This is a genomic window from Kribbella sp. NPDC026611 (assembly GCF_040638345.1).
Classification (GTDB): domain Bacteria; phylum Actinomycetota; class Actinomycetes; order Propionibacteriales; family Kribbellaceae; genus Kribbella.
Genome location: NZ_JBEZYC010000002.1, coordinates 873,618 through 897,685, shown reverse-complemented (window position 1 = coordinate 897,685; position 24,068 = coordinate 873,618). Strand labels below are relative to the sequence as shown.

The 24,068-nt window shown below is 68.1% G+C and carries 26 protein-coding genes; 20 read left to right on the top strand and 6 right to left on the bottom strand.

The genetic code is table 11. The annotated features are described in order from the left end of the window. Positions 1–77 precede the first annotated feature (77 nt). The 6 genes from secD to AB0E69_RS10295 all read left to right on the top strand — a co-directional run bounded on the left by secD (position 78) and on the right by AB0E69_RS10295 (position 7,511). Entirely contained in the window at positions 78–1,865 is a 1,788-nt protein-coding gene (gene secD, locus AB0E69_RS10320) for a protein translocase subunit SecD (protein ID WP_360142405.1), read from the top strand. Then, a complete protein-coding gene (secF, locus tag AB0E69_RS10315) occupies positions 1,865–3,040 on the top strand; it encodes a protein translocase subunit SecF (protein ID WP_360142403.1) in 1,176 nt (391 codons plus the stop codon). The genes secD and secF overlap by 1 nt, the downstream gene beginning before the upstream one ends. Beyond that, the gene (locus tag AB0E69_RS10310) at positions 3,040–3,579 is read left to right on the top strand and encodes an adenine phosphoribosyltransferase (protein ID WP_360142401.1); all 540 of its coding nucleotides are present in this window, start codon (positions 3,040–3,042) and stop codon (positions 3,577–3,579) included. The genes secF and AB0E69_RS10310 overlap by 1 nt, the downstream gene beginning before the upstream one ends. Before the next feature lie 318 nt (positions 3,580–3,897). Continuing rightward, the gene (locus AB0E69_RS10305) at positions 3,898–6,099 is read left to right on the top strand and encodes a bifunctional (p)ppGpp synthetase/guanosine-3',5'-bis(diphosphate) 3'-pyrophosphohydrolase (protein WP_360143020.1); all 2,202 of its coding nucleotides are present in this window, start codon (positions 3,898–3,900) and stop codon (positions 6,097–6,099) included. Positions 6,100–6,108: 9 nt separating this feature from the next. After that, on the top strand, positions 6,109–6,579 hold the full coding sequence (locus tag AB0E69_RS10300) for a hypothetical protein (protein ID WP_360142399.1): 471 nt from the start codon (positions 6,109–6,111) through the stop codon (positions 6,577–6,579). 167 nt (positions 6,580–6,746) lie between these two features. After that, the gene (locus tag AB0E69_RS10295) at positions 6,747–7,511 is read left to right on the top strand and encodes a hypothetical protein (protein WP_360142397.1); all 765 of its coding nucleotides are present in this window, start codon (positions 6,747–6,749) and stop codon (positions 7,509–7,511) included. Positions 7,512–7,525: 14 nt separating this feature from the next. Here AB0E69_RS10295 and AB0E69_RS10290 read toward each other — a convergent pair whose 3' ends face one another. Beyond that, positions 7,526–8,425, bottom strand: coding sequence for a hypothetical protein (locus tag AB0E69_RS10290; protein ID WP_360142395.1), 900 nt, complete (start codon positions 8,423–8,425; stop codon positions 7,526–7,528). A gap of 170 nt (positions 8,426–8,595) precedes the next feature. Here AB0E69_RS10290 and AB0E69_RS10285 point away from each other — a divergent pair, with 170 nt between their 5' ends. The 3 genes from AB0E69_RS10285 (at position 8,596) to AB0E69_RS10275 (ending at position 10,584) form a co-directional block, all read left to right on the top strand. Beyond that, the gene (locus tag AB0E69_RS10285) at positions 8,596–9,174 is read left to right on the top strand and encodes a papain-like cysteine protease family protein (protein ID WP_360142393.1); all 579 of its coding nucleotides are present in this window, start codon (positions 8,596–8,598) and stop codon (positions 9,172–9,174) included. Position 9,175: 1 nt separating this feature from the next. After that, positions 9,176–9,943: a hypothetical protein gene (locus tag AB0E69_RS10280; protein ID WP_360142391.1), complete on the top strand. Its 768-nt coding sequence runs from the start codon at positions 9,176–9,178 to the stop codon at positions 9,941–9,943. Positions 9,944–10,008: 65 nt separating this feature from the next. Continuing rightward, entirely contained in the window at positions 10,009–10,584 is a 576-nt protein-coding gene (locus tag AB0E69_RS10275; RefSeq protein WP_360142389.1) for a GrpB family protein, read from the top strand. Here the strand turns inward: AB0E69_RS10275 and AB0E69_RS10270 are convergent. Further along, the gene (locus AB0E69_RS10270) at positions 10,567–11,430 is read right to left on the bottom strand and encodes a hypothetical protein (protein WP_360142387.1); all 864 of its coding nucleotides are present in this window, start codon (positions 11,428–11,430) and stop codon (positions 10,567–10,569) included. The two genes, AB0E69_RS10275 and AB0E69_RS10270, sit on opposite strands and share 18 nt — an antisense overlap. 270 nt (positions 11,431–11,700) lie before the next feature. Here AB0E69_RS10270 and AB0E69_RS10265 point away from each other — a divergent pair, with 270 nt between their 5' ends. The 4 genes from AB0E69_RS10265 (at position 11,701) to AB0E69_RS10250 (ending at position 13,812) form a co-directional block, all read left to right on the top strand. Continuing rightward, complete coding sequence (locus AB0E69_RS10265) at positions 11,701–12,501, top strand: alpha/beta hydrolase (RefSeq protein WP_360142385.1); 801 nt, start codon at positions 11,701–11,703, stop codon at positions 12,499–12,501. Positions 12,502–12,581: 80 nt separating this feature from the next. Then, positions 12,582–12,974 carry a hypothetical protein gene (locus AB0E69_RS10260; RefSeq protein WP_360142383.1) on the top strand — a complete coding sequence of 131 codons (393 nt, stop codon included), beginning with the start codon at positions 12,582–12,584 and terminating at the stop codon, positions 12,972–12,974. A 65-nt stretch (positions 12,975–13,039) separates the two neighbouring features. Then, on the top strand, positions 13,040–13,363 hold the full coding sequence (locus tag AB0E69_RS10255) for a YciI family protein (protein WP_360142381.1): 324 nt from the start codon (positions 13,040–13,042) through the stop codon (positions 13,361–13,363). After that, positions 13,360–13,812 (top strand): GNAT family N-acetyltransferase, encoded by a 453-nt coding sequence (locus AB0E69_RS10250; protein ID WP_360142379.1) that lies wholly within the window; start codon positions 13,360–13,362, stop codon positions 13,810–13,812. The genes AB0E69_RS10255 and AB0E69_RS10250 overlap by 4 nt, the downstream gene beginning before the upstream one ends. Here the strand turns inward: AB0E69_RS10250 and AB0E69_RS10245 are convergent. After that, entirely contained in the window at positions 13,809–14,318 is a 510-nt protein-coding gene (locus AB0E69_RS10245) for a hypothetical protein (RefSeq protein ID WP_360142377.1), read from the bottom strand. The genes AB0E69_RS10250 and AB0E69_RS10245 overlap by 4 nt on opposite strands. A gap of 100 nt (positions 14,319–14,418) precedes the next feature. Between AB0E69_RS10245 and AB0E69_RS10240 the strand changes: the two genes are divergently transcribed. After that, positions 14,419–15,084 (top strand): HAD family hydrolase, encoded by a 666-nt coding sequence (locus AB0E69_RS10240; protein WP_360142375.1) that lies wholly within the window; start codon positions 14,419–14,421, stop codon positions 15,082–15,084. A gap of 442 nt (positions 15,085–15,526) precedes the next feature. Here the strand turns inward: AB0E69_RS10240 and AB0E69_RS10235 are convergent, their stop codons facing one another. Then, positions 15,527–15,832 carry an antibiotic biosynthesis monooxygenase gene (locus AB0E69_RS10235; protein ID WP_360142373.1) on the bottom strand — a complete coding sequence of 102 codons (306 nt, stop codon included), beginning with the start codon at positions 15,830–15,832 and terminating at the stop codon, positions 15,527–15,529. A gap of 2 nt (positions 15,833–15,834) precedes the next feature. Beyond that, positions 15,835–16,200, bottom strand: a complete 366-nt coding sequence (locus AB0E69_RS10230; RefSeq protein WP_360142371.1) for a DUF2255 family protein — start codon at positions 16,198–16,200, stop codon at positions 15,835–15,837. An 80-nt stretch (positions 16,201–16,280) separates the two neighbouring features. Here AB0E69_RS10230 and AB0E69_RS10225 point away from each other — a divergent pair, with 80 nt between their 5' ends. The 3 genes from AB0E69_RS10225 (at position 16,281) to AB0E69_RS10215 (ending at position 18,659) form a co-directional block, all read left to right on the top strand. Further along, entirely contained in the window at positions 16,281–16,994 is a 714-nt protein-coding gene (locus AB0E69_RS10225; protein WP_360142369.1) for an HNH endonuclease family protein, read from the top strand. Between the two features lie 70 nt (positions 16,995–17,064). Further along, on the top strand, positions 17,065–17,892 hold the full coding sequence (locus tag AB0E69_RS10220; RefSeq protein ID WP_360142367.1) for an alpha/beta hydrolase: 828 nt from the start codon (positions 17,065–17,067) through the stop codon (positions 17,890–17,892). Continuing rightward, on the top strand, positions 17,892–18,659 hold the full coding sequence (locus AB0E69_RS10215) for an SDR family oxidoreductase (protein ID WP_360142365.1): 768 nt from the start codon (positions 17,892–17,894) through the stop codon (positions 18,657–18,659). Before AB0E69_RS10220 ends, AB0E69_RS10215 begins: the two co-directional genes overlap by 1 nt. 53 nt (positions 18,660–18,712) lie before the next feature. Here the strand turns inward: AB0E69_RS10215 and AB0E69_RS10210 are convergent, their stop codons facing one another. Further along, on the bottom strand, positions 18,713–19,939 hold the full coding sequence (locus AB0E69_RS10210; protein WP_360142363.1) for a DUF349 domain-containing protein: 1,227 nt from the start codon (positions 19,937–19,939) through the stop codon (positions 18,713–18,715). 236 nt (positions 19,940–20,175) lie between these two features. On the opposite strand from AB0E69_RS10210, the gene AB0E69_RS10205 reads away from it, so the two are divergent. The 3 genes from AB0E69_RS10205 to aspS are packed head-to-tail and all read left to right on the top strand — an operon-like array spanning position 20,176 to position 23,968. Continuing rightward, positions 20,176–20,865, top strand: a complete 690-nt coding sequence (locus AB0E69_RS10205) for an MBL fold metallo-hydrolase (RefSeq protein WP_360142361.1) — start codon at positions 20,176–20,178, stop codon at positions 20,863–20,865. Continuing rightward, positions 20,862–22,193: a histidine--tRNA ligase gene (hisS, locus tag AB0E69_RS10200; RefSeq protein ID WP_360142359.1), complete on the top strand. Its 1,332-nt coding sequence runs from the start codon at positions 20,862–20,864 to the stop codon at positions 22,191–22,193. Before AB0E69_RS10205 ends, hisS begins: the two co-directional genes overlap by 4 nt. Continuing rightward, positions 22,190–23,968: an aspartate--tRNA ligase gene (gene aspS, locus AB0E69_RS10195; RefSeq protein WP_360142357.1), complete on the top strand. Its 1,779-nt coding sequence runs from the start codon at positions 22,190–22,192 to the stop codon at positions 23,966–23,968. Before hisS ends, aspS begins: the two co-directional genes overlap by 4 nt. The last annotated feature ends 100 nt before the right edge of the window (positions 23,969–24,068 follow it).

The following is a 24,068-nucleotide window of genomic DNA, read 5'->3' as shown; positions in this document are numbered from 1 at the left end:
CCTGCGGCGCGGCGACCGGCGTCCTCGGACGCCGCGCCGCGCCCAGTTCCTCACCGAAGCCAAAGGTTGAATCTGACGTGGCAACGACTTCGACATCCCGCCCCGGGCGGAGCCTGATCGCCCTGGTGGTGATCGTGGTTCTGCTGTTCGGGATCATGGCGCTGACCAAGACCTGGAAGCCCAAACTCGGCCTGGACCTGCGCGGTGGCACCACCATCACGCTGACGGCCAGTGCGCTGAACGGTGGCGGTGATGTCACGCCGGACCAGCTGAACGAGGCGAAGAACATCATCGACCAGCGGGTCAACGGAGCCGGTGTCGCGGAATCCGACATCACCACCTCCGGTCGGAACCTGATCACCGTGGCCGTGCCGGGTGCCACGAAGGAATCGCTGGTGGACCAGGTCGGCCAGACCGCGCTGCTCTTCTTCCGGATCGTGTACGACGCGCAGGCCACGGCGGCACCGCCGGTGCCGAGCACGACGCCCAAGCCCAGCACGAAGCCGAGTACGACGCCGAAGCCGAGCACGAAGCCGAGCAGCACCGTCAAGCCCAGCGCGACGATCAAGCCGAGCACCAGCACCACCCCGAAGCGCCGGGCCTGGACCAGCGTGCTGGGCAAGACCGCCACGCCGACCCCGAAGCCGAGCACCACGCCGAAGGCCAGCACCACCCCGAAGGCCAGCACCACCCCGAGCACCCCGGCGGCCACGCCGTCGACGCCGGCCGCCGTCAGCGGGGACCCGCTGCAGTACAAGCCCGACGCCGGCACGCAGGCCGCGTTCGCGGCGTTCAAGTGCGGCGACAAGCAGACCGACCAGCCAGCCACGCCGCTGTTCTCCTGCGACAAGCAGAAGCAGTACAAGTATCTGCTGGGACCGGCAGTCATGGCCGGTACCGACCTGGCCGACGCCAGCGCCGCCATCCCGCAGAACGGCCTGCAGTGGCAGGTCAACCTGCGCTTCACCGGTGACGGCGGCAACAAGTTCCTCAAGGCCACCCAGAACATCTCCCAGCGCGGCCAGGGCCAGAACCTGTTCGCGATCGTGCTGGACGGCGTGACGATCTCGACCCCGAGCGTGGACAACCCGATCCCGGGTGGTCAGGCGCAGATCACCGGTAGCTTCACCGAGGACGAGGCGCGCGACCTGGCGAACGTGCTGAAGTACGGCTCGCTGCCGGTCAAGTTCGAGGTCTCCTCGGTCGACTCGGTCTCGCCGCAGCTCGGTGGCGACCAGCTGTCCGCGGGTATCTGGGCCGGCATCATCGGCCTGATCGCGGTCGTCGTCTTCTGCTTCCTGTACTACCGCGGTCTGGGCATGGTCGTGATCGCCTCGCTGGGCATCGCGGGCGTGCTCACGTACGCCCTGGTGGTGCTGCTCGGGAAATCGATCGGGTTCACGCTGACCCTGGCCGGTATCGCGGGTCTGATCGTCGCGGTCGGTATCACCGCGGACTCGTTCATCATCTACTTCGAACGACTCCGGGACGAGGTCCGCGAGGGCCGCAGCCTGCGGTCGTCGGTGGAGACCGGCTGGACCCGGGCCCGGCACACGATCATCGCGGCAGACTCGATCTCGCTGCTCGCGGCGATCGTGCTGTACGTGCTGGCGATCGGCAGCGTCCGCGGGTTCGCGTTCACGCTCGGCCTGACCACGCTGCTCGACCTGCTGATCGTGTTCCTGTTCACCAAGCCGCTGGTCACGCTGCTGGCCAGGACCGACTTCTTCGGCCACGGCCACAAGCTGTCCGGTCTCGACCCCGAGCACCTCGGGGTGGAGCGGTTGCCAGGGCAGACGAGTACCGGGCGCCGGCGCCCGGCCAAGAAGCCGTCGACGCGCAAGCCGGTGGGAGGGGAGGTCTGATGTCGAAGCTCGGTCAACTGGGTGCGAAGCTGCACCGTGGTGAGGTCTCCTACGACTTCATCGGTCACCGGAAGTTCTGGTTCAGCCTGTCCCTGGCCCTGGTGGTGATCTCGCTGGGCGGCCTGTTCGTCCGCGGGCTGGCGCTCGGTATCGAGTTCCGCGGCGGCGTCGAGTACACGGTGAAGGACATCAAGGTCACCAGCTCGACCATCGGCGACTACACCGACGCGGTGAAGTCGACCAACGCGCACGGCCTCGGTGACCCGGTCGTCACCACCCTGAACGGCAACCAGGTCCGCGTGCAGACCAAGCCGCTGGCCCAGGACGACATCAACAGGGTCCGGGAGGCGGTGGCCAAGGAGGCCGGGATCCCGGTCACCCAGGTCAACTCGCAGCAGATCGGCGCCTCCTGGGGCAAGCAGATCGCGAACAAGGCGATCATCGCGCTGATCGTGTTCATCGGCCTGGTGTTCCTGGTGATCTGGGGCTACTTCCGAGAACCCAAGGCGTCGATGGCGGCGATCATCGCGCTGATCCACGACGTCACGATCACGGTCGGCATCTACGCGCTGATCGGGTTCGACGTGACGCCGGCGACGGTGATCGGCGTCCTGACGATCCTCGGGTACTCGCTCTACGACACCGTCGTGGTGTTCGACAAGGTCCGTGAGAACACCCGGGGGATCACCGGGTCGACGCGGTTCACCTACTCGGACGCGACCAACCTGGCGGTCAACCAGACCGTCGTACGGTCGATCAACACCACGGTCACGGCGCTGCTGCCGGTCGGCGCGATCCTCGTGGTCGGCACGGTCGTGCTGGGCACCGGCCCGCTGAAGGACCTGTCGCTCGCGCTGTTCGTCGGTATCGCCGTCGGTGCGTACTCGTCGATCTTCATCGCGCCGTCGCTGCTCGCGGTCTTCAAGGAGCGCGAGCCGGGGATGCAGGCGCTGAACCGCCGGATCACCGCGAAGCGGGCCCAGGCGGCCGCGGCGCCCGCTCCGGTGGCGGTCGCTGCCGGTACGGCGCCGGCTGCGGCCGCGACGCGGTCCGCAGTACAGGACACGCCGCGCAAGACCGGTACGGCGCCGACGCCTGCCGCTCGGCCGATGAAGGCGACCGGGTCGGGGCGCCCGCAGCCGACCCGCAAGCCGCGCTCGAAGCGCGGTAAGTGATGCGCTCACTGGAGCAGGTGCTCGCGGACGGGATCCGCGACATCCCGGACTACCCGCAGGCCGGGGTGGTGTTCAAGGACATCACCCCGCTGCTGGCCGACCACAGCGGGTTCGCCCAGGTGGTCGAGGCGCTGGCCGCGACCGGGCGGGACGACGACGGCAAGCCGGTGGTCGACAAGGTGGTCGGGATCGAGGCGCGCGGGTTCATCCTGGCCGCCCCGGTCGCGCTCGCCCTCGGCGCCGGGTTCGTGCCGGTCCGGAAGAAGGGCAAGCTGCCGGCGGCGACGTACGAGGAGTCGTACGCGCTGGAGTACGGCGAGGCGACCATCGAGGTCCATCAGGACGCTTTCGCTCCGGGTGACCGCGTCCTGGTCATCGACGACGTCCTCGCGACGGGCGGCACGGTGGAGGCTTGCCTCCGCTTGATCCGCCGATGCGAGGCAGAGGTTGTGGGTACGACCGTTCTTCTGGAGCTCTCCTTCCTCCCGGGGCGCAAGCGCCTGGCGGAGGAGCAGCTGACCGCCCTCGTCACGGTCTGAATTCGGACAAACTCTCCGCGTCCGAAAGCTGACGCGGCGTGTTGTCCACAGGGGGTTTCTGTGTCGTTGGACGCAGGCCTCTAGACTGGTGGTCTGTCGGCGGAGGGACACAACGTGGGCGAAGACCCGGCGATGACATCTGCGGTGCCGAATGTCGTACCGCAGGAGCCTCCGCGCGCGCCGTCGCCGGTGCGCCCGGCCCCCGTGTCGCCGGCGCCTGCCGCTCAGCCGCCGTCCCAGCCCCCGCGGATCGCCCCGGCTCGGGTTCGCGCCCGGCTCGCCCGCCTCGGTGGCACCCGGCACCCGAACCGGGCCCCCATGCTCGAGCCGCTGTTCCGGGTGGTCCGCGCGACCCACCCCAAGGCCGACCTCGGCATGATCGAGCGTGCCTACCGGACCGCGGAGAAGTACCACACCGGCCAGCTCCGCAAGAGCGGCGACGCGTACATCACGCATCCGCTCGCCGTCGCGACCATCCTGGCCGAGCTCGGTATGACCGCGCCGACCCTGTGCGCGGCCCTGCTGCACGACACCGTCGAGGACACGCCGTACACGGTGGCCGAGCTGACCACCGAGTTCGGCGAAGAGATCGCCATGCTGGTCGACGGTGTCACCAAGCTGGACAAGGTCAAGTACGGCGAGTCCGCGCAGGCCGAGACGATCCGCAAGATGGTCGTCGCGATGGCCAAGGACATCCGGGTGCTGGTGATCAAGCTCGCCGACCGGCTGCACAACATGCGCACGCTCGGCTTCCTCCGCCAGGAGAAGCAGGAGCGGATCGCCCGCGAGACGCTCGAGATCTACGCGCCGCTGGCCCACCGGCTCGGTATGAACACGATCAAGTGGGAGCTCGAGGACCTGTCGTTCTCGACCCTGCACCCGAAGGTGTACGACGAGATCGTCCGCCTGGTCGCGGAGCGCGCGCCGTCCCGCGACGAGTACCTGGCGTCCGTGATCGACCAGGTCCACGAGGACCTGCGCGCGGCCAAGGTGAAGGCGACGGTCACCGGTCGGCCGAAGCACTACTACTCGATCTACCAGAAGATGATCGTCCGCGGCCGCGAGTTCGGCGACATCTACGACCTGGTCGGCATCCGGGTCCTGGTCGAGTCGGTCCGCGACTGCTACGCGGCCCTCGGCATCCTGCACGCGCGGTGGAACCCGGTCCCCGGCCGGTTCAAGGACTACATCGCGATGCCGAAGTTCAACATGTACCAGTCGCTGCACACCACCGTGATCGGCCCGCAGGGCAAGCCGGTGGAGCTGCAGATCCGGTCGTTCTCGATGCACCGCCGCGCGGAGTACGGCATTGCCGCGCACTGGAAGTACAAGGAAGACCCGAACACGACCGCCGCGGCCGCGGCCGGCGCCCCGCCCACCACCGAGATCGGTGGGCCGAACGAGATGCCCTGGGTGCGGCAGCTCGTCGACTGGCAGCGGGAGACCTCCGACCCGTCGGAGTTCCTCGACTCGCTGCGGTTCGAGATCAACAACTCCGAGGTCTACGTCTTCACCCCGCGCGGCGACGTGATGTCGCTGCCGGCGGGGTCGTCGCCGGTCGACTTCGCGTACGCGATCCACACCGAGGTCGGGCACCGCTGTATCGGCGCCCGGGTCAACGGCCGCCTGGTTCCGCTGGAGAGCACGCTCGAGAACGGCGACGTGGTTGAGGTCTTCACGTCGAAGGCGCAGGGCGCCGGTCCGTCCCGCGACTGGCTGAGCTTCGTCAAGAGCCCCCGCGCGCGGAACAAGATCAAGCACTGGTTCTCCAAGGAGCGCCGCGACGAGGCGATCGAGCACGGCAAGGACGCGATCGCCAAGCAGCTCCGCAAGGAGGGCCTGCCGCTGCAGCGCCTGCTGTCGCACGAGACGCTGACCGCGGTCGCGAACTCGCTGCGCTACCCGGACGTGACCGGCCTGTACGCCGCGGTCGGCGAGCAGCACGTGAGCGCGCAGGCCGTCGTACGGCGTCTGATCGAGACGTACGGTGGTGAGGAGGGCGCGGCCGAGGACCTGGCCGAGGGCCTCCGGCTGCCGCAGTCGCGTGAGCGTCGTAAGCGGACGGCCCGTGGCGATGCCGGTGTCATCGTCAAGGGTGCGACCGATGTGTTGTCGAAGCTCGCCCGGTGCTGCACGCCGGTGCCGGGGGACGAGATCATCGGCTGGATCACGCGCGGCGCCGGTGTCTCGGTGCACCGCGCCGACTGTGCCAACGTGGAGAACCTGAAGACGCAGCCGGAGCGGATCGTCGAGGTCGAGTGGGCGCCGACCGCGCAGTCGGTGTTCCTGGTGGCGATCCAGGTCGAGGCGCTCGACCGGGCTCGGTTGCTGTCGGACATCACGCGGGTGCTGTCGGACTACCACGTGAACATCCTGTCGGCGGCGCTGACGACGACCCGGGACCGGATCGCGAAGTCGCGGTTCACCTTCGAGATGGGCGATCCGACGCACCTCGGGCATGTGCTGAAGGCGGTGCGGTCGGTCGAGGGCGTCTTCGACGTGTACCGCGTGACGCAGTAGTTCGTCGCCGTGGGCAACAGCTTCGGGACCTACGACGGTGGGCCTTCGATGCACCTGTCGAACGGCGGCTCGGAGGTGTTCCTCGACGTACTGGCGCTGGCGGCTTGTGAGTTGGCGGAGTCGCCGTTCGAGCGCGGGTTCGCGTTGCTGCTGTGCAACTCGCGGATCGGGCTGGGCAACGAGAGCTTCGACCTGTGTGAGCTGCCGTGGTCGGAGGAATGGGTCGCCGAGCGGTCGTTCCTGCTCCGGGTCGTGCAGCTGGCGGCGACCGGCTTTCGTTGGGGCCTGCTGTCGTACAACCCGCCGTACGTCGCCGATCACCTGGGTGAGTACGAGCAGTTGTTGGTCGACTTCGAGCCCAGGCAGACGGGGGAGTTGGCTCGGTTCTGGGATCCGGCGCCGCCCGCCGAGGCGTTTCGGCAGTGTCTGGAGCATGGGTTGTTCGTTGGCGACTACACGGACTGCCGCTTGTGTTTGTGAGCGGTTGCGAGACTGCGGGTATGAGTGGTGTCGGGCGGCGTGGGTTGTTGGTGGCTGGCGTAGGTGTGCTGGCCGGGTGCAGCGGGTCGTCGAGTTCGGCACCTACCGCGCCGGCAACTTCCCCGCCGACCTCTGCGCCCAGCTCTGGCCCCTCGTTGACGCCTTCTGTGAGTACGCCGTCGCCGGCCACCTCGACGCCGCCGGTTGCCTTGCCGACCGTGCGGGCGTGGGCGCCAGGTGCCGGCGAGATCGAGCCTGAGGTAAAGCGGCTCGCCGTAGCCGCCGTCGTGAAACTGCTCCGGCCGGCCGGAACCCGCGCGGTGGTCGAGGTGATCGACGCGCAGTACGGCGGGATCCTCAGCACCTCATCCAGCGTGCTCGTCCCATGCCGCGTTTACACCGTCAGCGGCGGTCACGTCGCGTCCGGCGGTACGACGGTCGACGTACGGCTGGTGAAAGCCGGCGGCACCTGGCGCGTGACCGCGACCCATCCAGCGCAGCCCGGCGCCGCCGCGAGCCGGCTGACCTCGGCAGCCCGCCAAGTCCTGTCCAGCGAGCGGATTTCCTTGCCCCCGGCATCAGCCGCGGACATCCGGTCCGGCCAGGTCCACGACTCGGTCCTCTCCACCATGCTCGAGCTTGCGAAGACCTACCGGATCGGTATCAGCGTCATCCGCTCCGGCCATCCTCTCGACGTCTTCGGCACCAACCGCCCCAGCGACCACCCCCTCGGCCGTGCCTTCGATACGTGGCAGATCGACGGCCACGCGGTCGTCTCGCCGTCGACCTCACGTGCACTCGTCACGTCGTACATGCGTGCCGCCGAATCTCTGGGCTCCTACAACGTTGGCGGCCCGTACCAGCTCTCCGGCGCGGCCTACTTCTCCGACCGCACCCACCACGACCACGTCCACGCCGGCTTCCGTACTTAGCATCGGGCCTGCGTCTAGTCCCACTCCCAGGCGATCCCTACGGTCCCGCTGGTCGCGGAGGGCTCGACGACGTGGACCCGTCCGTCGGGCGTGAGCATCAGGTCTCGCTGGTGCAGCTCAGGTCCGCTTGTATGGCGTCGCCGGTACTCACGCACCCGCACCGGCAGCGCAGCCCGGTCGAACTGGACCTCGAGCACGTAGTGCATCCCGCCCCACTCGCTGAAGCGCTGGTACTCCGTTGACGGCAGCCCGGTCCGGTCCTCGATCTCGTAGTGCACGACGGCCGTGTCTCCCACCGCGAGCACCCGGTCGAGCAGCAGCTCGCCCAGCATCGCTCCGGCCTCGTGGGAGCGAGCTATCCGACCAGTCCGGCACCCGCTCAGCGCCCGGAGCGCCAACTGGTCCACGTCGCAGCCAGGCTCACCCTGGTGCGCGATGATCAACCTGTCCACCGGCTGTACGGCGACGACACTCTGGATCACCTGTCGGCAGTGCGCGCTGCGGTCAGCCCCCATGCGTACCTCCTCGAGCACGGTCACGTTTCGCAGCCGTCCGTGGGCGTCCCGGCGGAGGCGGTCGAGCAGTCGGATCAGCGCCGCGGCGTAGTCGACCACGGCGTACGGCTGGGGAACACAGGTGGGCTCAGTGCGAGCCGGCGGGATACGGACGGTCAGCCAGCCCGGTGGAACGTGCAGCAGCTCCTCGAGCGCCGTGATGATCGCCAGCGAGTCGTCGCGCGGCACGCGGCGACCGCTCTGCCAGGTGCTCAGCGTCGCGACGCCGACGTGCAGGCCACGGTCGGCGAGGTGGGCCCGGATCCGGTTCAGGGCGAGCCCACGCTGCGCGATCGCCCGCCGCAGCGCCTCGGCGAACGACGCGTCCGGAGTCACCACAGGAACTGTCGATTCGGTCATGAGCACGCTCCTTTGGGGCAGTGTAAACATTCACGGCACTGTCCGGCACCGCCTCGTCACGCGCTGTTCACGCCGGTCGGCTGTTCACACCCGGATTCCTGGTGCTTGCCGGGAGCTGTTCGCCGTACCGACGATGGAGCCCGCCCACCCCGCAGTACCTAGGAGGAAGCATGCGCAGGCTCCGCCTCAAGCCTTGGTCGTTGCTCCTGGCCACGATCCTCGGACTGGCCACCCTGGCTCCGCTCGCCCCGAGCGCGTCGGCCGCCCCCGGCAGCTACTACCTGAACGTGACCGGCCAGTCCCAGCAGAAGTCGAACTGGTGCTGGGCCGCGTCCGGCAACAGCATCGCCGCTTTCTACGGGCGCTCGTACTCGCAGAACCAGTTCTGCAACCTCGCGTTCGGGTACAGCCAGAACGCGACCTGCCCGAACAACCAAGCCACGCTGGCGAACGACCAGCGCGCGTTCAACGCGATCGGGATCAGCTCCGGCAGCTACATCTCCGGGACGCTCAGCTTCAGCACGCTGGTCAACGAGCTCGCGTCCGGCCGTCCGGTGATGACGCGGATCGGCTGGACCTCCGGCGGCGGTCACATGATGGACATCATCGGGTACGACTCGTCCGACTCGACGCTCGAGTACTACAACCCGTGGCCGGACGACCCGCGCTACAACTACTCGACCTACAACTGGTACCGGTCCAACTCCCAGTTCACCTGGACCCACTCCCTGTACCGGATCGGAGCCTGACATGTTCCGCCTGAAGAATGTCCTGTTCCGCACCGGTGCCGTTGTGGCCGCCGCCCTCGGCCTGACCGTCGCCGCGGCCGCCACCGCCGGCGCCGCCGGCCCGCAGCCGATCGCGCCCACTGAGTTGTCCAAGGCAACCACCGCCGCGCACTCGCCAACCGCTCTCCACCTGCTGAGCAAGATCCCGGCCGCCGGCTTGTCCGGTACGGCGAAGTCCGCGCCGACCGTCGCCTCCGACACGCACCCGATCTACGCCCTCAACCCGGCCTTCGTCCGCGACGCCTCGGCCCCGGTCGCCACCTTCTGGTACGCCGCCACGTCGGCCACGAAGTCGGGCCAGGCGCTCACGGTCTTCACCGCCCCCGACTCCAGCGGCACCTGGCAACCGGTCAACATCGCCTCGGGCAACACCGAGTCGCGCATGATCACCGCCGCCCACGGCGCCACCCTCTTCACCGAACCCCAAATCGGCGCCTGGTACGCCCTGACCGCCACGCAGGTCCGCCCGTTGAACTTGTCGGCCAAGAAGGCCATTGGCCCCAACCCCATCACCATCAAGGCCTACCAAGCCTTGGTCTCCACCCGCTACTCGGACAAGCTCCCCGGCTCCACCTACAACGCCCACGGCGTAGCCGGCGGCTACGACACCACTGCGAGATCGACAGCCGCCAGCCCTGCCCCGTCGTTCGACAGTGGCCTCATTGCAGCTGCTGGCGCCGCGACCGCCCTACTGGCCGGCCTCCTGGTGTATCGCCGCAAGACCGCCTGATCCCATCGGCCCGTTCGCTGTCCCTTTGAGTACCGCGAACGGGCCGATCTGCGATCCTGCCTCACATGCCCTTCGCCGACGAGATCCGTCCCGTGTCCGTGCTCGAATACCGCCCCGCGTGGCCGGCCGAGTTCGACGTACTGGCCGACCGGCTCCGAGCGGCGATGGGTGACCTCGCACTCGCTGTGGACCATTTCGGCTCCACCTCGGTCCCTGGGCTGGCAGCAAAGGACTGCATCGACGCCCAGGTCCGCGTCGCCGACTTGGCTGATCCCACGCTGGAATCTCGCATGTCCGCCGCCGGCTTCCGCTGCCGCCCCGAACCATGGAACCGCGAAGAGACGTCGAACGGCCACCGGAGCCCCAAACTCGTCTTCGCCCCACCACCCGGTGAACGAGCCACCAACGTCCACCTCCGCCGGCACGGCGCTCCCAACGCCCGCTACGCCCTCCTCTTCCGCGACTACCTCCGAGCCACACCCCGCGCCCGCGACGCCTGGGGCGCCTTCAAAGTCCGCCTGGCCACCTCGGTCCCCGACCTAGCCGACTACGGCCAAATCAAGGTCCCCGCCACCGAGGTCCTCATGACCGCCGCCGAGGCGTGGGCCACCGCAACCACCTGGTCACCACCTGCGCGGTAACCGCGGCTGCTGACACAAGAACGCACCAACCGCCAGCTCGAGCGCCGGATAAGCCCCCCACACATCAGTCCGCCGCACCGAAATCACATGCCACCCAACCTTCTCCAGCTCAACCCGCCGACTCTCATCCCGAACCTGCTGCCGCACCGACGAATGCCACGCATCACTGTCATACTCCAACCCCAACCACCGCCCATCCACAGGCCGATCCGGGAACCCGAGGTCCAGCCGACAAGTCAGCCGCGGTCCCAGCACCCTGACCTGAAGGTCTGGCACACCGAAGCCCGCATCGATCAGCCGCAATCGCAGCCACGACTCGCCAGGCGAGGCAGCCCGCCGGTCGGCGTACCGCAGTACATCTTGCGACTGCCAGTACCCCGGACGCCCTTCATGCGCGGCCGATGCGGCCCGTAGCGCCCATCGATCCGCCTTGCCCGTCCGCAGAAACGCATCAACCGCCGACAACGCAAACGGCCGCGGCAACCGCCTGGCGAGCTCGACCGCGGTCGCGATCGGACTGGTCACCCGGACGCCGAACACCTCGACCTCGTCCGTCGGCGACCGAGTCCAGTGCGCCTCAGGCAGCTCAGCCGGCCCCAGCGCGGTGGTCTCGATCCCGTGCAACCAGGCGGCCGTAGAGCCACATACGACTGCATCTGATGGAACCAGCAGCCGGACAGCACCGGCCCGCAGCTCCGGCGAGTCCGGCACCCGGACGTCGACGTACACCCCCTTCATCACCTCGCGAATCTCCCCATGACACAGCAACCACTTGAGCTTCCCCTTCACCTGACGAGCGCGAAACGGAAGTCCACAGAAGTAGTACGGGAAGTCAGCTGGAAGCATCCCAGCAGGATGACTCAAACGCCCCGCCGGCGCAGAAAGTTGTCCACAGGGACCGTGCTCGACGCGGGGTTACGCGTGCTGCAGACCGGTCAACAGGCAGTCGAGGCAGACCTTCGTACAGGTCATCCTTGCCACTCAGGTGCCAGTAGAGGACTTCGGTGTCGGCGGGCCGTACGGCGGTTCGGGTGATGCCGGCGAGGTCGATCGCCGGCAGCGGACTGGATAAAGTCTGCGCATAACCCGTACGGCGTTCTGGATTCGAGGTGTGGTGTGCGCGCGACCGTGATCTCTGCTGACGGAACCTCGATCAACTACGACCGCGCCGGCTCCGGGTCTCCGCTGGTTCTCCTCACCGGCAACCTGGATGACGGCGCCGAGAACGAACCCCTGGCGCAGGAGCTGGCCGCCGGATTCACGACGTACAACCTGCGGCGCCGTGGTCGCGCGGGCAGCGGCAACGACCGGCCGTACAGTCTTCAGCGGGAGATCGAGGACATCGCCGCGGTGATCGAGGCCGCCGGCGGGATGGCGCATCTGTACGGCGTCTCGTCCGGCGGCGCGCTGGCTCTGGAGGCCGCCGCGGCGGGCCTCAATGTCGACCGAGTGATCGTCTACGAGGTTCCGTACAGCGTCGGTAGTGAGGCGTTGGAGTACTGGCAGGCGTACGTCGATGATCTCGAGGCGGCGCTGTCGGCGGGACGGCGCGGCGAGGCGGTGGAGTTGTTCATGCGCTTGGCGGGCGCGTCCGACGAGGACATCGCGGGCGCTCGCAGCGCGCCGGTGTGGGCGGCTCTCGAAGACCTCGCCCCGACCCTGGCCCACGACGCAGCCTGCTTGGGCGACGGCGCCGTACCGCGCGATCGCCTGGCGACAGTCAAACGCCCAACCCTCGTCCTCACCGGCACCGCCCACGACCCCACCGCTCCCGGCCTACCAACCGAGTTCTTCGACCTCGCAGCAGACGAAATCACCGCGGCACTCCCGAACGCCGACCGCGATCGCCTCCCCGGCCAGGGCCACGTCGCCAATCCCCAAGCCATCGCGACCGCGATCCGCACCTTCATCCCTTAGCGGATCCCCGGTTGGGTACCTGGTCCAAGAAGCCAGTGCTGCGGAGGGGACGAGTGACGGGCAGGCGGCAGAGGTTCGGTGTGCAACTCGCCGTGCAGGTGGCCTTGGCCGCGGCGTTCGCGGGCCTCGTCATTTGGCTTCTGGTCTTGGGGTCCTGGTCGGCAGCCGTCATCTGGTCCGCGCCGACGCTCGGACTGATAACCCGGATCGTGCTGCTCTTCCGCATTCGCCGCCTCGGCTGGTATGCCGCCGACGAGGCTGACCGGCCGCCGGCTGCGCTCGTCAACCGCGAGATGTCAAAGGTCTTCCTGGTGCAGCTCGCCGCGTGGCTTGTAGTGGCTGTCTATTGCGCAGCGACCAGGGTGTGGCTCGGACTTGGAGCGGCGATCGTCCTGGCGTACATCAGCCTGGCCGTCGCTCGGCTACTACGTCGATCCCCACGCCGCGCCGAGGGAGTGGGTGGCGACGCCTGACCCGGTGGCTGGGGAAGGATCTGGTCGAACCGTCCTGTCTTGTTGCCAAAGGAGATGATCTGAAGATGCGATTCCTGGTTTCCGTGATCGATGACAAGAGCAACCCCGGCAGTACGGACAGGCAGCCCGCGATCAGCGAGTTCAACGAACGGCTGATCGCCGACGGCTACTGGGTTTTCGCGGGCGGTCTCGCGGACACCGACGCCGCCACGGTCATCGACAACCGCGGCGACCGGCCGGTACTCACCGACGGCCCCTACCTGGAGTCGAAGGAGTACCTCGCCGGCGTCTGGGTCTGGGAGGCCCCCACCCTCGAGGTAGCCCTCAAACTAGCCACCGAAGCCTCAAAAGCCTGCGACCGAAAGATCGAAGTACGCCCCTTCCAATGAGCCACCTGCAGGCGGTGCGGATCCAGCATGAGGTCGGCGAAGAGTATTTGGCCGGTTTGATGGAGCTGTTCGGGTCCGCGTGGTGGATGGCGGGTCGGACGGTCGAAGAGACCAGGTTGATCCTGCGCGAGTCGGACCTTCTGGTGGTACTGATCGACTCGGCTTGTGACACGGTGGTCGGCTTCGCCCGGGCTCTGACGGACTACGCCCACGTCGCGCTGGTGCTTGACGTCGTCGTCGCGCCAGAGTCGCGGGGATCGGGGTACGGCGCTCTGCTGGTCGACACCGTCGTCCAGAAACTGTCCCAGGTACGGAGCATCGAACTGGTCTGCCAGCCGGAGCTCGTACCCTTCTACAGTCGGTGGGGCTTCACCAACCAAGTCGGCAACTCACGACTCATGCGCCGCACCTCGGACCCCGCACTGGTACCGCGCCAGTTGTCACCTTAAGCCTTCAGTGCGGCGACGCGTTGGGTGAGGCGGTGGTAGGTGCGCCGCTGGGCGATGAGGGCGACGATCGAGAAACCGGCCACCAGAAGCGACGATTCGTTGCCCAAGGCGAAGGCGATCAGCTGGAGGACGACGTTGAGGCCGAAGATGATCGTTGTCGCGACACGCAAGCGCCGGAGTCTCGCGAGCTGGCGGTTGGCGAGCTCGAGTGCGTCCGCTCGGAGCCGCGGATCCTCAGGAACCGGCCCGGACCATACGGCACGGCGTACGGCTTTCCATTCGGGAAAGGAAACCCGGCCAAGCAGCTCCCGGTGGTCGCGCCGCGGAGCCCTGGTTGCGAGCGTCGCTGTCGCTCCGAGCAGCACCCCGCCGCACACTCCGCTGATCCCGGAGACCTCGAGCCCCTCGCCCTTGAACCACCCGGCGGCCGCCACCGCCACCGCGAACGGCACGCCAAAAGCGACCGCTACCCGCCATCCGGGCGCCGTCAACAAGAAAGTCCGCATGCGTCCCCTCCCCAGCAGAGCAGCAATCTGCCAGGTCCGTGGTTCGCCGTCCAGTCGGCCGGCGTGGTTCGTGCGGCGAGCTGGCGGGTACTGCGGGGGCGTGACTGAGTCAGCGATTGCCGTACTCGATATCGATGGGACGCTCATCGACTCCAACTACCAGCACGCGCTGGCGTGGTACCGGGCGCTGCGGTCGGTCGGTGAGATCTACCCGGTATGGCGTCTGCACCGGCTGATCGGTATGGGTGGGGATCAGCTGGTCGCGGCGCTCGGTGGTGAGGATCTGGAACGCCGCGTCGGAGACGAGGTCCGCGAACGGCAGGGCAAGGAGGTCGACGCGCTGCTCGAGGAGATGTCGCCGCTGCCCGGCGCTCGCGACCTGCTTGTCGCGATCAAGGAGCGCGGTCACCGGCTGGTACTGGCGAGCTCTGCCAAGGAGCGCCACGTCGACGTCTTCCTGGACAAGCTGGACGCAAGGGACATCGTCGACGACTGGACGACCAGCGATGATGTCGAGGAGTCCAAGCCGGCGCCGGATTTGTTGCAGGTGGCACTGAAGAAGGTCGGCGCCCCGCCCGACGCATCGAGCGTGATGGTCGGCGACGCCGTCTGGGACGTCAAAGCAGCCCAGAAGATCGGCATGCCGTCCATCGTCGTCCGCTCCGGCGGCTTCGGCGACGACGAACTCCGAAAAGCCGGCGCCAAAGCCATCTACGACACCCCCGCCGACCTCCTGAACTCCCTGGACGACACCCCCCTCGCCTGATCGGTCACGATCGAACGGTCTCGGGCCGGTCGCGGCCGGCGTGCCGTGGACGGCGCTCCGGCCGAGCCAGTTCGTGCAGGTGTACTTCGAGGAGGCACCGGACATCGCCGCCCTCGGCGTACTGCGGCTGCCGCCGGCGACACGACCCTGGCTCCGATCGACGTCGAAGACATCGCCAAGTGGCGTACTCGGCCCTCACCTCAGAAGTGCACGAGTACAGCACCTCCACGATGACCGGCCCTCGATTCGCGGACGAGCTCGCCGACCGTCTGACCGAAGCGACCGCTCGACCGAGCAGCTACGAGGACGTGACACCGGGGGGGAAGCAGATGTCATGGCCCGCCGCCGGCAACCCACCGCCGCGCAGCTGTCTTGCGAGCGGCGCCCAGTACAGCGTCACATCCACCTCTCATCGGTGCCGTGGGCAACTAAAGTGGTTGGGTTAGGTGTCGGGTTGCCAGTGGTCGTTGACGTTGAGGAGTTCTACTGACTGTGGGCCGAGGAGGAAGCCGGTGGCCTCGATGGCGGCGACTGTGGCGAGGTAGTCGTCGGAGTGGGCCAGTGCGTCGGCGGCCTCTTGATTGGTCCAGATCGTGACAACCGCGCGGCCGGTCTCGGTGTGGGTGAAGTACACGCCGCGACAACCAGGCTGGCGCCGGAACATCGGCAGCGAACGCGTGTGGGCGAACGCGTCGTACTCCGCCGCGCGTTCTTCAACGATCCCGGTACGCCAGATCCGGACGATCATGTTCAGTCCGCTTTCTCGAGGCGCAGTGTGGTTGCCGCGGCCTCGGTCGTGACCATGGAGCCGGCGCCGCCGTACTTCGCAAGATAGGCGGCGTCGACCTCAGCTGTGACCTCCCCGCCGACGTCCTCGATCAACACCTCGGCCTCCAGACCCGGCACCCGGATTCGTCCACGACCTGTACGGAGAGCTTGACCAAACCACCCGGTGTCGCGCCGGTACCAGGTCCGCACGTACGGATGCCCGCCGGCGCACACCACCCAGATCACCACCCACCGCCCCAAGCCACCGTCGGAGCGTGCGACAGCGATCTCCAACTCCCTGGCCGCATCCAAGCGACGCAGCTCGTCCACGGACCACGAGGCAGTCATGGTTCCCCATTCTGCACGCCGTTGAGAGGAGTTCCGTGAAGTCGCGTTCGGAGGCCACTCCCGTGCCCTAAGGTCGCCTGATGCGCACCGCCCTTGCCGCCCTCGCCGTACTCCTTTTCGCCTTGACCGGATGCACCGTTTCGGTCGACGGATCAGGAGCAACCAGCTCGCCGGCGCCCATCACGATCGGCAAACCCCCGAAGATTCCACCGACGACCGGTACGGCGAAGTTGATCGCGGCCGAGCTCGCCAAGGTCCGCGTCGCCGTACGGCCGAAGGTGGCCGGGTACAGGCGGGACCAATTCGGACAGACGTGGTCCGACGACCACAACGGTCCCGGCGGTCACAACGGCTGCGACACCCGCAACGACATGCTGGCGGCGCAGCTGCAAGCGGTTCAGTACCGCGCTCGCTCGAAATGCGTCGTGATCGCCGGCGTGCTGCCCGCGGACCCGTACACCGGCCGCCGGTTGGAGTTCCGCAAGGCCGACGCGTCGAAGCTGCAGATCGACCACGTCTACCCGCTGGCCCGAGCCTGGGACATGGGCGCCGCCCGATGGCCGATGCAACGCCGAGTCGACTTCGCCAACGACGAAGCAGCCAACCTCCTGGTGGTAGACGGCCCCGCCAACGCCTCCAAGAACGACGCCGGCCCCGGCGAATGGCTACCCCTCAACCGCGCCTACCGCTGCACGTACGTCCTGAAATACCTGCGAGTCGCCACCAAGTACGCGCTACCCATCACCACGGACGACTCCAACGCCGCGAAGACAATCCTCCCAACCTGTCCATGAGAGAACCGGCGGCCGAGATAGTGTGCTGAATTGCCACACCATGTGGCTGTATGACTGAGTGGAGCCAGGGTTGAAGCCTTCGCGCAGCGGCAACCTGCCGATCAATGGTTTGAGCCTCTATCACGAGGTGTACGGCGAGCTCGGACCGTCGGGACCACCCCCGTTGCTGCTCATCCCTGGTGCGCACATGGCGACCGAATCGATGAAGTCCTGGGTGGCGGCTTTCGCGGACAAGCGCACCGTGATCGTCTTCGACCAGCAAGGTCATGGCCGCACACCGGACACGTCGCGCGAGCTGTCGTACCCCGCGTTCGCCGACGATGCCGCGGCGTTGCTGCAGGCGTTGACGGTCGAGCGTGCCGACGTGATGGGCTACTCACAAGGCGGCGGGGTCGCGCTGCAGCTCGCGCTCCGGCACCCGACGCTGGTCAACAAGCTGGTCACGCTGTCGGCCGCCTACCGTCGTGACGGCTGGAGCTCGTCGGTGGAAGCAGGGGTCGAGGATTCAGGCGCCGCACGGTGGGCCGGTACCTCGGTCGAGAAGGCGTTCCTGGCGCACACGCCGGATGCCACGGCGTTCGAGACGTACCTCGCGAAGATGCGGCAGTTCGGCATCGACGAGCAGAACCTCAGCGACGCCGAGATGCGTTCGATCGCTGCGAACACGATGGTCATCGCCGGTGACACGGAGGATGTGAAACCGGAACACACGCTCGCTTTGTTCAAGCTGCGCGGTGGCGGCGATGCGAATGCATCAGCGTCGGCAGGGGTTCCGGCCGCGCGCCTGGTGATTCTCCCGACGACCCACGTCGGCATCTTCTCGGAGTCGGCGGTACTGGCGCCGATGGTGAGTGCGTTCCTGGATGACGTGACGCCGACTACGCCGGATCTCTTCTGATGCAGCGAGCTTCTCTGGTCGGCAAGGTCGTGCTGGTTGTCGGCGCCACCTCCGGTATCGGCGCCGCGGTGGCGCGGCGCGTCGCAGCAGAGGGGGCGGCGGTTGTCGCTGCGGGGAGGCGCACCGACCTCGGCGAACAACTCGTCACGGAGATCCGCGCGGGCGGCGGTGAAGCGCTGTTCGTCACCTGTGACGCGACCGTGGAAGACGACGTGGCGGCCGCCGTACCCGCCGCTCGTTCCGCATTCGGGCAGCTCCACGGCGCGTTCAACAACGTCGGCGGTGTCGTTGCCTCAGGACCGCTCGACCAGGTCTCCGGTCGCGCTTGGCACGAGGAGATGGAACTGAACCTGACAACCGCGTTCTACGGCCTCAAACACCAGATCCCCGCGATCATCTCGAGCGGTGGTGGGTCCATCGTCACCAACGCGTCGACGGCCGGCGTGGTTGCCGTGCCGGGTCTGGGTCCTTACAGCGCCGCCAAGCACGGCGTCGTCGGCCTGACCAGATCCGCAGCGCTGGAATGCGCGGATCGCGGCGTACGCGTCAACACGCTGGTGACGGGCAACGTCGACACGCCGCTGTACCGCCGGCTGCTCGGCGCCTCGCCGCAACAACCCATCACCGAACTCGACGCACCCAACCCCACCGGCCGCGTCGCCGAGCCGGGCGAGATCGCCGGACTCGTCGCCTTCCTGCTCAGCGACGGAGCCGCCTTCATCACCGGGGCTGCGCTGCCCATCGACGGCGGAGCCACGGCCCGATAACTCCAGCCGCTACCGGGAAGCCCGATAACGGCCAGCCACGAGCGGAGAATGCCTCAGCTGAAGTCGGCGAGGGCGTTCTGGGCCTGGGCCAGCCATTCTCGGCGGGCGGCGATGGCCTCGCGGGCTTCGGTTGCCTTGCGGGTGTTGCCTTGGGACTCGAACTTGGCCGCCTGCTTCTCCAGGTCCGCGATGAGCGACTGGAGCTGCTTGACCGTGGCTTCGGCGCGGGCGCGGGCCTCAGGGTTGGAGCGGTTCCAGACCTCGTCCTCGGCTGCCTTGACGGCCTGCTCGACAGCGCGCAAACGGCTGTCGATCGCACGCATCGAGTCGCGGGGGACCTTGCCGATCTGGTCCCAGCGGTCCAGGTAGTCGCGGAGCTGGTCGCGGGCTGTGCGGGCGTCCGTGACCGGCAGGATCGTCTCGATCTCCGCCAGCAGTGCTTCCTTGGCGGCCAGGTTCTCGATCTGCTCGGCGTTCTCCTCGGCCTGGGACGCGTCCCGGGCGCCGAAGAACTGGTCCTGAGCCGCCCGGAAGCGCGCCCACAGCTTGTCGTCGACCTCGCGGGGCGCCGGGCCGGCGGCCTTCCACTGCCGCATGAGGTCGCGGAAGCGGCCGGAGGTGGGTCCCCAGTCCGTTGAGCTGGACAGCGACTCGGCCTCGGCCGCGAGGCGCTCCTTCACCACGGCCGCCTCCTCACGCTTCGAGGAGAGCTCGGCGAAGTGCTGCTTGCGGTGCCGCGTGTACGTCGTCCGCGCGGACGAGAACCGGTGCCACAGCTCGTCGTCCGACGACTTGTCGAGCCGGGGGAGGGCCTTCCACTCGTCGAGCAGCTCGCGCAGGCGGGTGACGCCGTGGCGCCAGTCGGTGCCGGCCGCGATGGTCTCGGCCTCGGTGGCGATCTTGGTCTTCGCGTCGCGGGCTTCCTCGACCTTGGCGGCGCGTTCGGCCTTGCGGCGTTCGCGCTGCTGGGCGACCAGGGGGGTGAGCGCTTCGAGCCGGGACATCAGGCCGTCCAGGTCGCCGACCGCCTGGGCGTCCTCGATCGAGCTGGTCACCTTCTTCACCGCGGCGCGGGCGTCGTCCGGTGACACGGTGCCGGCCTGGACACGCTGCTCCAGCAGCTCGACCTCGAAAGCCAGCGCGTCGTACCGGCGGGTGTAGAAGGCGAGTGCCTCCTCGGGGTTCGCGTCCGGCCACTGGCCGACCGCCCGTTCACCGTCCTTCGTCCGTACGAAGACCGTTCCGTCCTCAGCTACCCGGCCCCAGTTCTCTCCGGCCACAACTCGCCCCTTCCGGCGGTATGCACTGCGCTCGTGCCCATTCTGGTCAGTCCCCGGTCCAACCGCGTGGACAGGGCCCGCCTGGGCGCGTCGAGCTGCTTTCTCGGCGCTTATCCCTGAACAATCACAAACTCCCAGCTCACGCGCAACGGTGTTGCGTCACAATCCGGTGCGAAGTACCCCGATCCGCCCGGGTAACCTTGGTGAGTCCGGAAACCGTTCCAGGAAGGTCTGTCGTGCTCATCGCCGGGTTCCCCGCGGGGTCGTGGGGTACGAACTGCTACGTCGTCGCCACCGGCCAAGGCGCGGAGTGCATCGTCGTCGACCCCGGGATGGACGCGACCGCCGGCGTCGAGCAGGTGGTCCGGGAGAACAAGCTGAAGCCGGTCGCGGTCCTGCTCACCCACGGTCACATCGACCACATGTTCTCGGTGCTCCCGGTCTGCGGGACGTACGACGCGACCGCCTGGATCCACCCCGACGACCGGCACCTGCTGGCCGACCCGATGGCGGGCATCAGCCCCGAGACGGCGCAGCTGCTGCTCGGCGGCAACCACGAGTTCGCCGAGCCGGACGACGTCGCCGAGCTCAAGGACGGCCTCAGCCTGGAGCTGGCCGGCCTCACCCTGACCGTCGACCACACCCCCGGCCACACCAGGGGCTCGGTCACCTTCACCACGCCGTACGACGGACCAGAAGACGTGCCCGCGGTGCTGTTCTCCGGTGACGTGTTGTTCGCCGGGTCGATCGGCCGGACGGATCTGCCAGGCGGCGACCATCCGGCGATGCTGCATACGTTGGCCACCAAGATCCTGCCGATGCGCGACGAGATCGTCGTCCTGCCGGGTCACGGTGGCCAGACCACGATCGGCCGGGAGAAGGCGACCAACCCCTATTTGCAGGACCTGGAGATACCAAAAACATGAGCAAGGTAACCCCGCTAAGTGGGTTCCCCGAATTTCTGCCAACCGACCGGATCGTCGAGCTGCAGTTCCTCGACACCATCCGGGAGACGTTCGAGCTGCACGGTTTCGCGTCGATCGAGACCCGTGCGGTCGAGCCGGTCGAGCGGCTGTCCAACCAGGGCGAGGACGCCGACAAGGAGATCTACGGCGTTCGGCGGCTCGCCGCGGGCGCCGATGAGGACGCGGCCCTCGGCCTGCACTTCGACCTGACCGTCCCGTTCGCGCGGTACGTGCTGGAGCACAGCGGCAAGCTGACCTTCCCGTTCCGGCGCTACCAGATCCAGAAGGTGTGGCGCGGCGAGCGCCCGCAGGAGGGCCGGTACCGCGAGTTCACCCAGGCGGACATCGACATCATCGACAGCGGTGAGCTGCCGTTCCACTACGAGGTCGAACTGCCGCTGGTGATCGCGGACGCGTTCCGCAAGCTGCCGATCCCGGCGTTCCGGATCCAGGTGAACACCCGCCAGATTCCCGAGGGTTTCTACCGCGGCCTGGGCATCGAGGACATCACCGGCGCGCTCCGGATCGTCGACAAGCTGGACAAGATCGGCCCGGACAAGGTCACGGACCTGCTGACTGCCGCCGGTCTGTCCGCGGAGACCGCCAAGCAGGTCCTGCGACTCGCGGAGATCTCGTCGACGGATGCGTCGTTCGCGGATCAGGTGCGGGCGCTCGGCGTCCAGCACGAGATCCTCGACGAAGGGCTCGAGCGGCTGTCGCAGATCATGACGGCTGCCAACGAGCACGCTCCTGGGCTGCTGGTCGCCGATCTGAAGATCGCGCGTGGGCTGGACTACTACACCGGCACGGTCTACGAGACGCAGTTGATCGGCGACGAGGGGTACGGGTCGATCTGCTCCGGCGGGCGGTACGACTCGCTCGCGTCGGACGGAAAGACGACGTACCCGGGGGTCGGGATCTCGATCGGGGTGTCGCGGCTGGTGCACCGGTTGATCAGCAAGGGGTTGCTGAAGGCGAGCCGCAGTACGCCGACCGCCGTGATGATTGCTCTGAACTCCGAGGACGACCGAGCGGACGCGATGCGTACGGCGATCCAGCTGCGGAGCCGGGGGATCCCCGTCGAGGTCGCTCCGGCCGCCGCCAAGTTCGGCAAGCAGATCCGGTTCGCGGACCGTCGGGGCATCCCGTTCGTCTGGTTCAGCACCGAGAACGGGCCCGAGGTGAAGGACATCCGCAGCGGCGAGCAGGTGCCCGCGGACGCCGCCACCTGGGCCCCGCCGATGGAAGACCTACGTCCAAGTATCGAAGCGCAAGAGGAGAACTCGTGATCCGTACCCATTCCGCAGGCTCGTTGCGTGCCGAGCACGCCGGGCAGACGGTGATTCTGGCGGGCTGGGTGGCGCGGCGACGCGATCACGGCGGCGTGGCGTTCATCGACCTGCGTGACTCGACCGGCACCGTCCAGGTCGTGATCCGCGACGAGGACGCCGCGCACGGCCTGCGCTCGGAGTACTGCCTGAAGATCGTCGGCGAGGTGTCGCCGCGCCCCGAGGGCAACGCGAACCCGAACCTGCCGACCGGCGAGATCGAGGTGCTCACCACCGAGGTCGAGGTGCTGAACGAGGCCGCCCCGCTGCCGTTCCCGGTCGAGGAGCACCACGCGACCCCGGTGAACGAGGAGATCCGGCTCAAGTACCGGTACCTCGATCTGCGCCGGCAGGGTCCGGGTGCGGCGCTGCGCCTGCGCAGCCAGGTGAACAAGGCCGCGCGCGAGGTGCTGGGCAAGCACGACTTCGTCGAGCTGGAGACGCCGACGCTGACCCGGTCCACGCCGGAGGGCGCCCGCGACTTCCTGGTGCCGGCCCGTCTGCAGCCGGGTTCGTGGTACGCGCTGCCGCAGTCCCCGCAGCTGTTCAAGCAGCTGCTGATGGTCGCCGGGATGGAGCGGTACTACCAGATCGCGCGCTGCTACCGCGACGAGGACTTCCGCGCCGACCGGCAGCCCGAGTTCACCCAGCTCGACATCGAGATGAGCTTCGTCGACCAGGACGACATCATCGCGCTGTCCGAGGAGATCCTGACCGCGCTCTGGAAGCTCATCGGGTACGACGTGCAGACGCCGATCCCACGGATGACGTACGGCGAGGCGATGGCGCGGTTCGGCTCCGACAAGCCGGACCTGCGGATGGGCCTCGAGCTGGTCGAGTGCACGGAGTACTTCAAGAACACGCCGTTCCGGGTGTTCCAGGCGCCGTACGTCGGTGCTGTCGTGATGCCGGGTGGTGCGGACCAGCCGCGCAAGCAGCTGGACGCGTGGCAGGACTGGGCAAAGCAGCGCGGCGCTCGCGGCCTGGCCTATGTGCTGGTCGGTCAGGACGGCGAGCTGGGTGGGCCGGTCGCGAAGAATCTGTCCGAGGAGGAGCGCGCCGGGCTGGCCGACCACGTCGGCGCGAAGCCGGGCGACTGCATCTTCTTCGCCGCCGGCCCGATCAAGTCGTCGCGGGCGCTGCTGGGCGCGGCCCGGCTGGAGATCGGTCGCCGCGGCGGCCTGATCGACGAGTCGGCCTGGTCGTTCCTGTGGGTCGTCGACGCACCGCTGTTCGAGCCGGCCGACGACGCGACCGCCGCGGGTGACGTCGCGGTCGGGTCGGGCGCCTGGACCGCCGTGCACCACGCGTTCACCTCGCCGAAGCCGGACTCGATGGCGACGTTCGACACCGACCCGGGGTCGGCGCTGGCGTACGCGTACGACATCGTCTGCAACGGCAACGAGATCGGTGGTGGGTCGATCCGTATCCACCAGGAGGACGTGCAGAAGCGCGTCTTCAAGGTGATGGGACTGTCCGACGAGGAGGCCTCGGAGAAGTTCGGGTTCCTGCTCGACGCGTTCAAGTTCGGCGCGCCGCCGCACGGCGGGATCGCGTTCGGCTGGGACCGGATCACCGCGCTGCTGGCCGGTGCGGAGTCGATCCGGGACGTGATCGCGTTCCCGAAGTCCGGCGGCGGGTTCGACCCGCTGACCTCGGCGCCGGCGCCGATCACGCCCGCGCAGCGCAAGGAGGCCGGCGTCGACGCCAAGCCGGAGAAGAAGGCCGCCGAATAGGGCTGCATTTGGGTCGAAAAGGTTGAGCACCGCCGCGGTCTTGGAGGAAACTGGCGGCGTCGTGAGAATGTTTGGTTAGGTTTTCACGGCGCCGCCCCTT

Coding starts and splice junctions, on each gene's coding strand:
- secF (WP_360142403.1), top strand. CDS start 1,865: ATGTCGAAGCTCGGTCAACTGGGTGCGAAGCTGCACCGTGGTGAGGTC.
- AB0E69_RS10310 (WP_360142401.1), top strand. CDS start 3,040: ATGCGCTCACTGGAGCAGGTGCTCGCGGACGGGATCCGCGACATCCCG.
- AB0E69_RS10305 (WP_360143020.1), top strand. CDS start 3,898: ATGCTCGAGCCGCTGTTCCGGGTGGTCCGCGCGACCCACCCCAAGGCC.
- AB0E69_RS10290 (WP_360142395.1), bottom strand. CDS start 8,425: ATGACCGAATCGACAGTTCCTGTGGTGACTCCGGACGCGTCGTTCGCC.
- AB0E69_RS10285 (WP_360142393.1), top strand. CDS start 8,596: ATGCGCAGGCTCCGCCTCAAGCCTTGGTCGTTGCTCCTGGCCACGATC.
- AB0E69_RS10280 (WP_360142391.1), top strand. CDS start 9,176: ATGTTCCGCCTGAAGAATGTCCTGTTCCGCACCGGTGCCGTTGTGGCC.
- AB0E69_RS10275 (WP_360142389.1), top strand. CDS start 10,009: ATGCCCTTCGCCGACGAGATCCGTCCCGTGTCCGTGCTCGAATACCGC.
- AB0E69_RS10270 (WP_360142387.1), bottom strand. CDS start 11,430: ATGCTTCCAGCTGACTTCCCGTACTACTTCTGTGGACTTCCGTTTCGC.
- AB0E69_RS10255 (WP_360142381.1), top strand. CDS start 13,040: ATGCGATTCCTGGTTTCCGTGATCGATGACAAGAGCAACCCCGGCAGT.
- AB0E69_RS10250 (WP_360142379.1), top strand. CDS start 13,360: ATGAGCCACCTGCAGGCGGTGCGGATCCAGCATGAGGTCGGCGAAGAG.
- AB0E69_RS10245 (WP_360142377.1), bottom strand. CDS start 14,318: ATGCGGACTTTCTTGTTGACGGCGCCCGGATGGCGGGTAGCGGTCGCT.
- AB0E69_RS10235 (WP_360142373.1), bottom strand. CDS start 15,832: ATGATCGTCCGGATCTGGCGTACCGGGATCGTTGAAGAACGCGCGGCG.
- AB0E69_RS10230 (WP_360142371.1), bottom strand. CDS start 16,200: ATGACTGCCTCGTGGTCCGTGGACGAGCTGCGTCGCTTGGATGCGGCC.
- AB0E69_RS10225 (WP_360142369.1), top strand. CDS start 16,281: ATGCGCACCGCCCTTGCCGCCCTCGCCGTACTCCTTTTCGCCTTGACC.
- AB0E69_RS10215 (WP_360142365.1), top strand. CDS start 17,892: ATGCAGCGAGCTTCTCTGGTCGGCAAGGTCGTGCTGGTTGTCGGCGCC.
- hisS (WP_360142359.1), top strand. CDS start 20,862: ATGAGCAAGGTAACCCCGCTAAGTGGGTTCCCCGAATTTCTGCCAACC.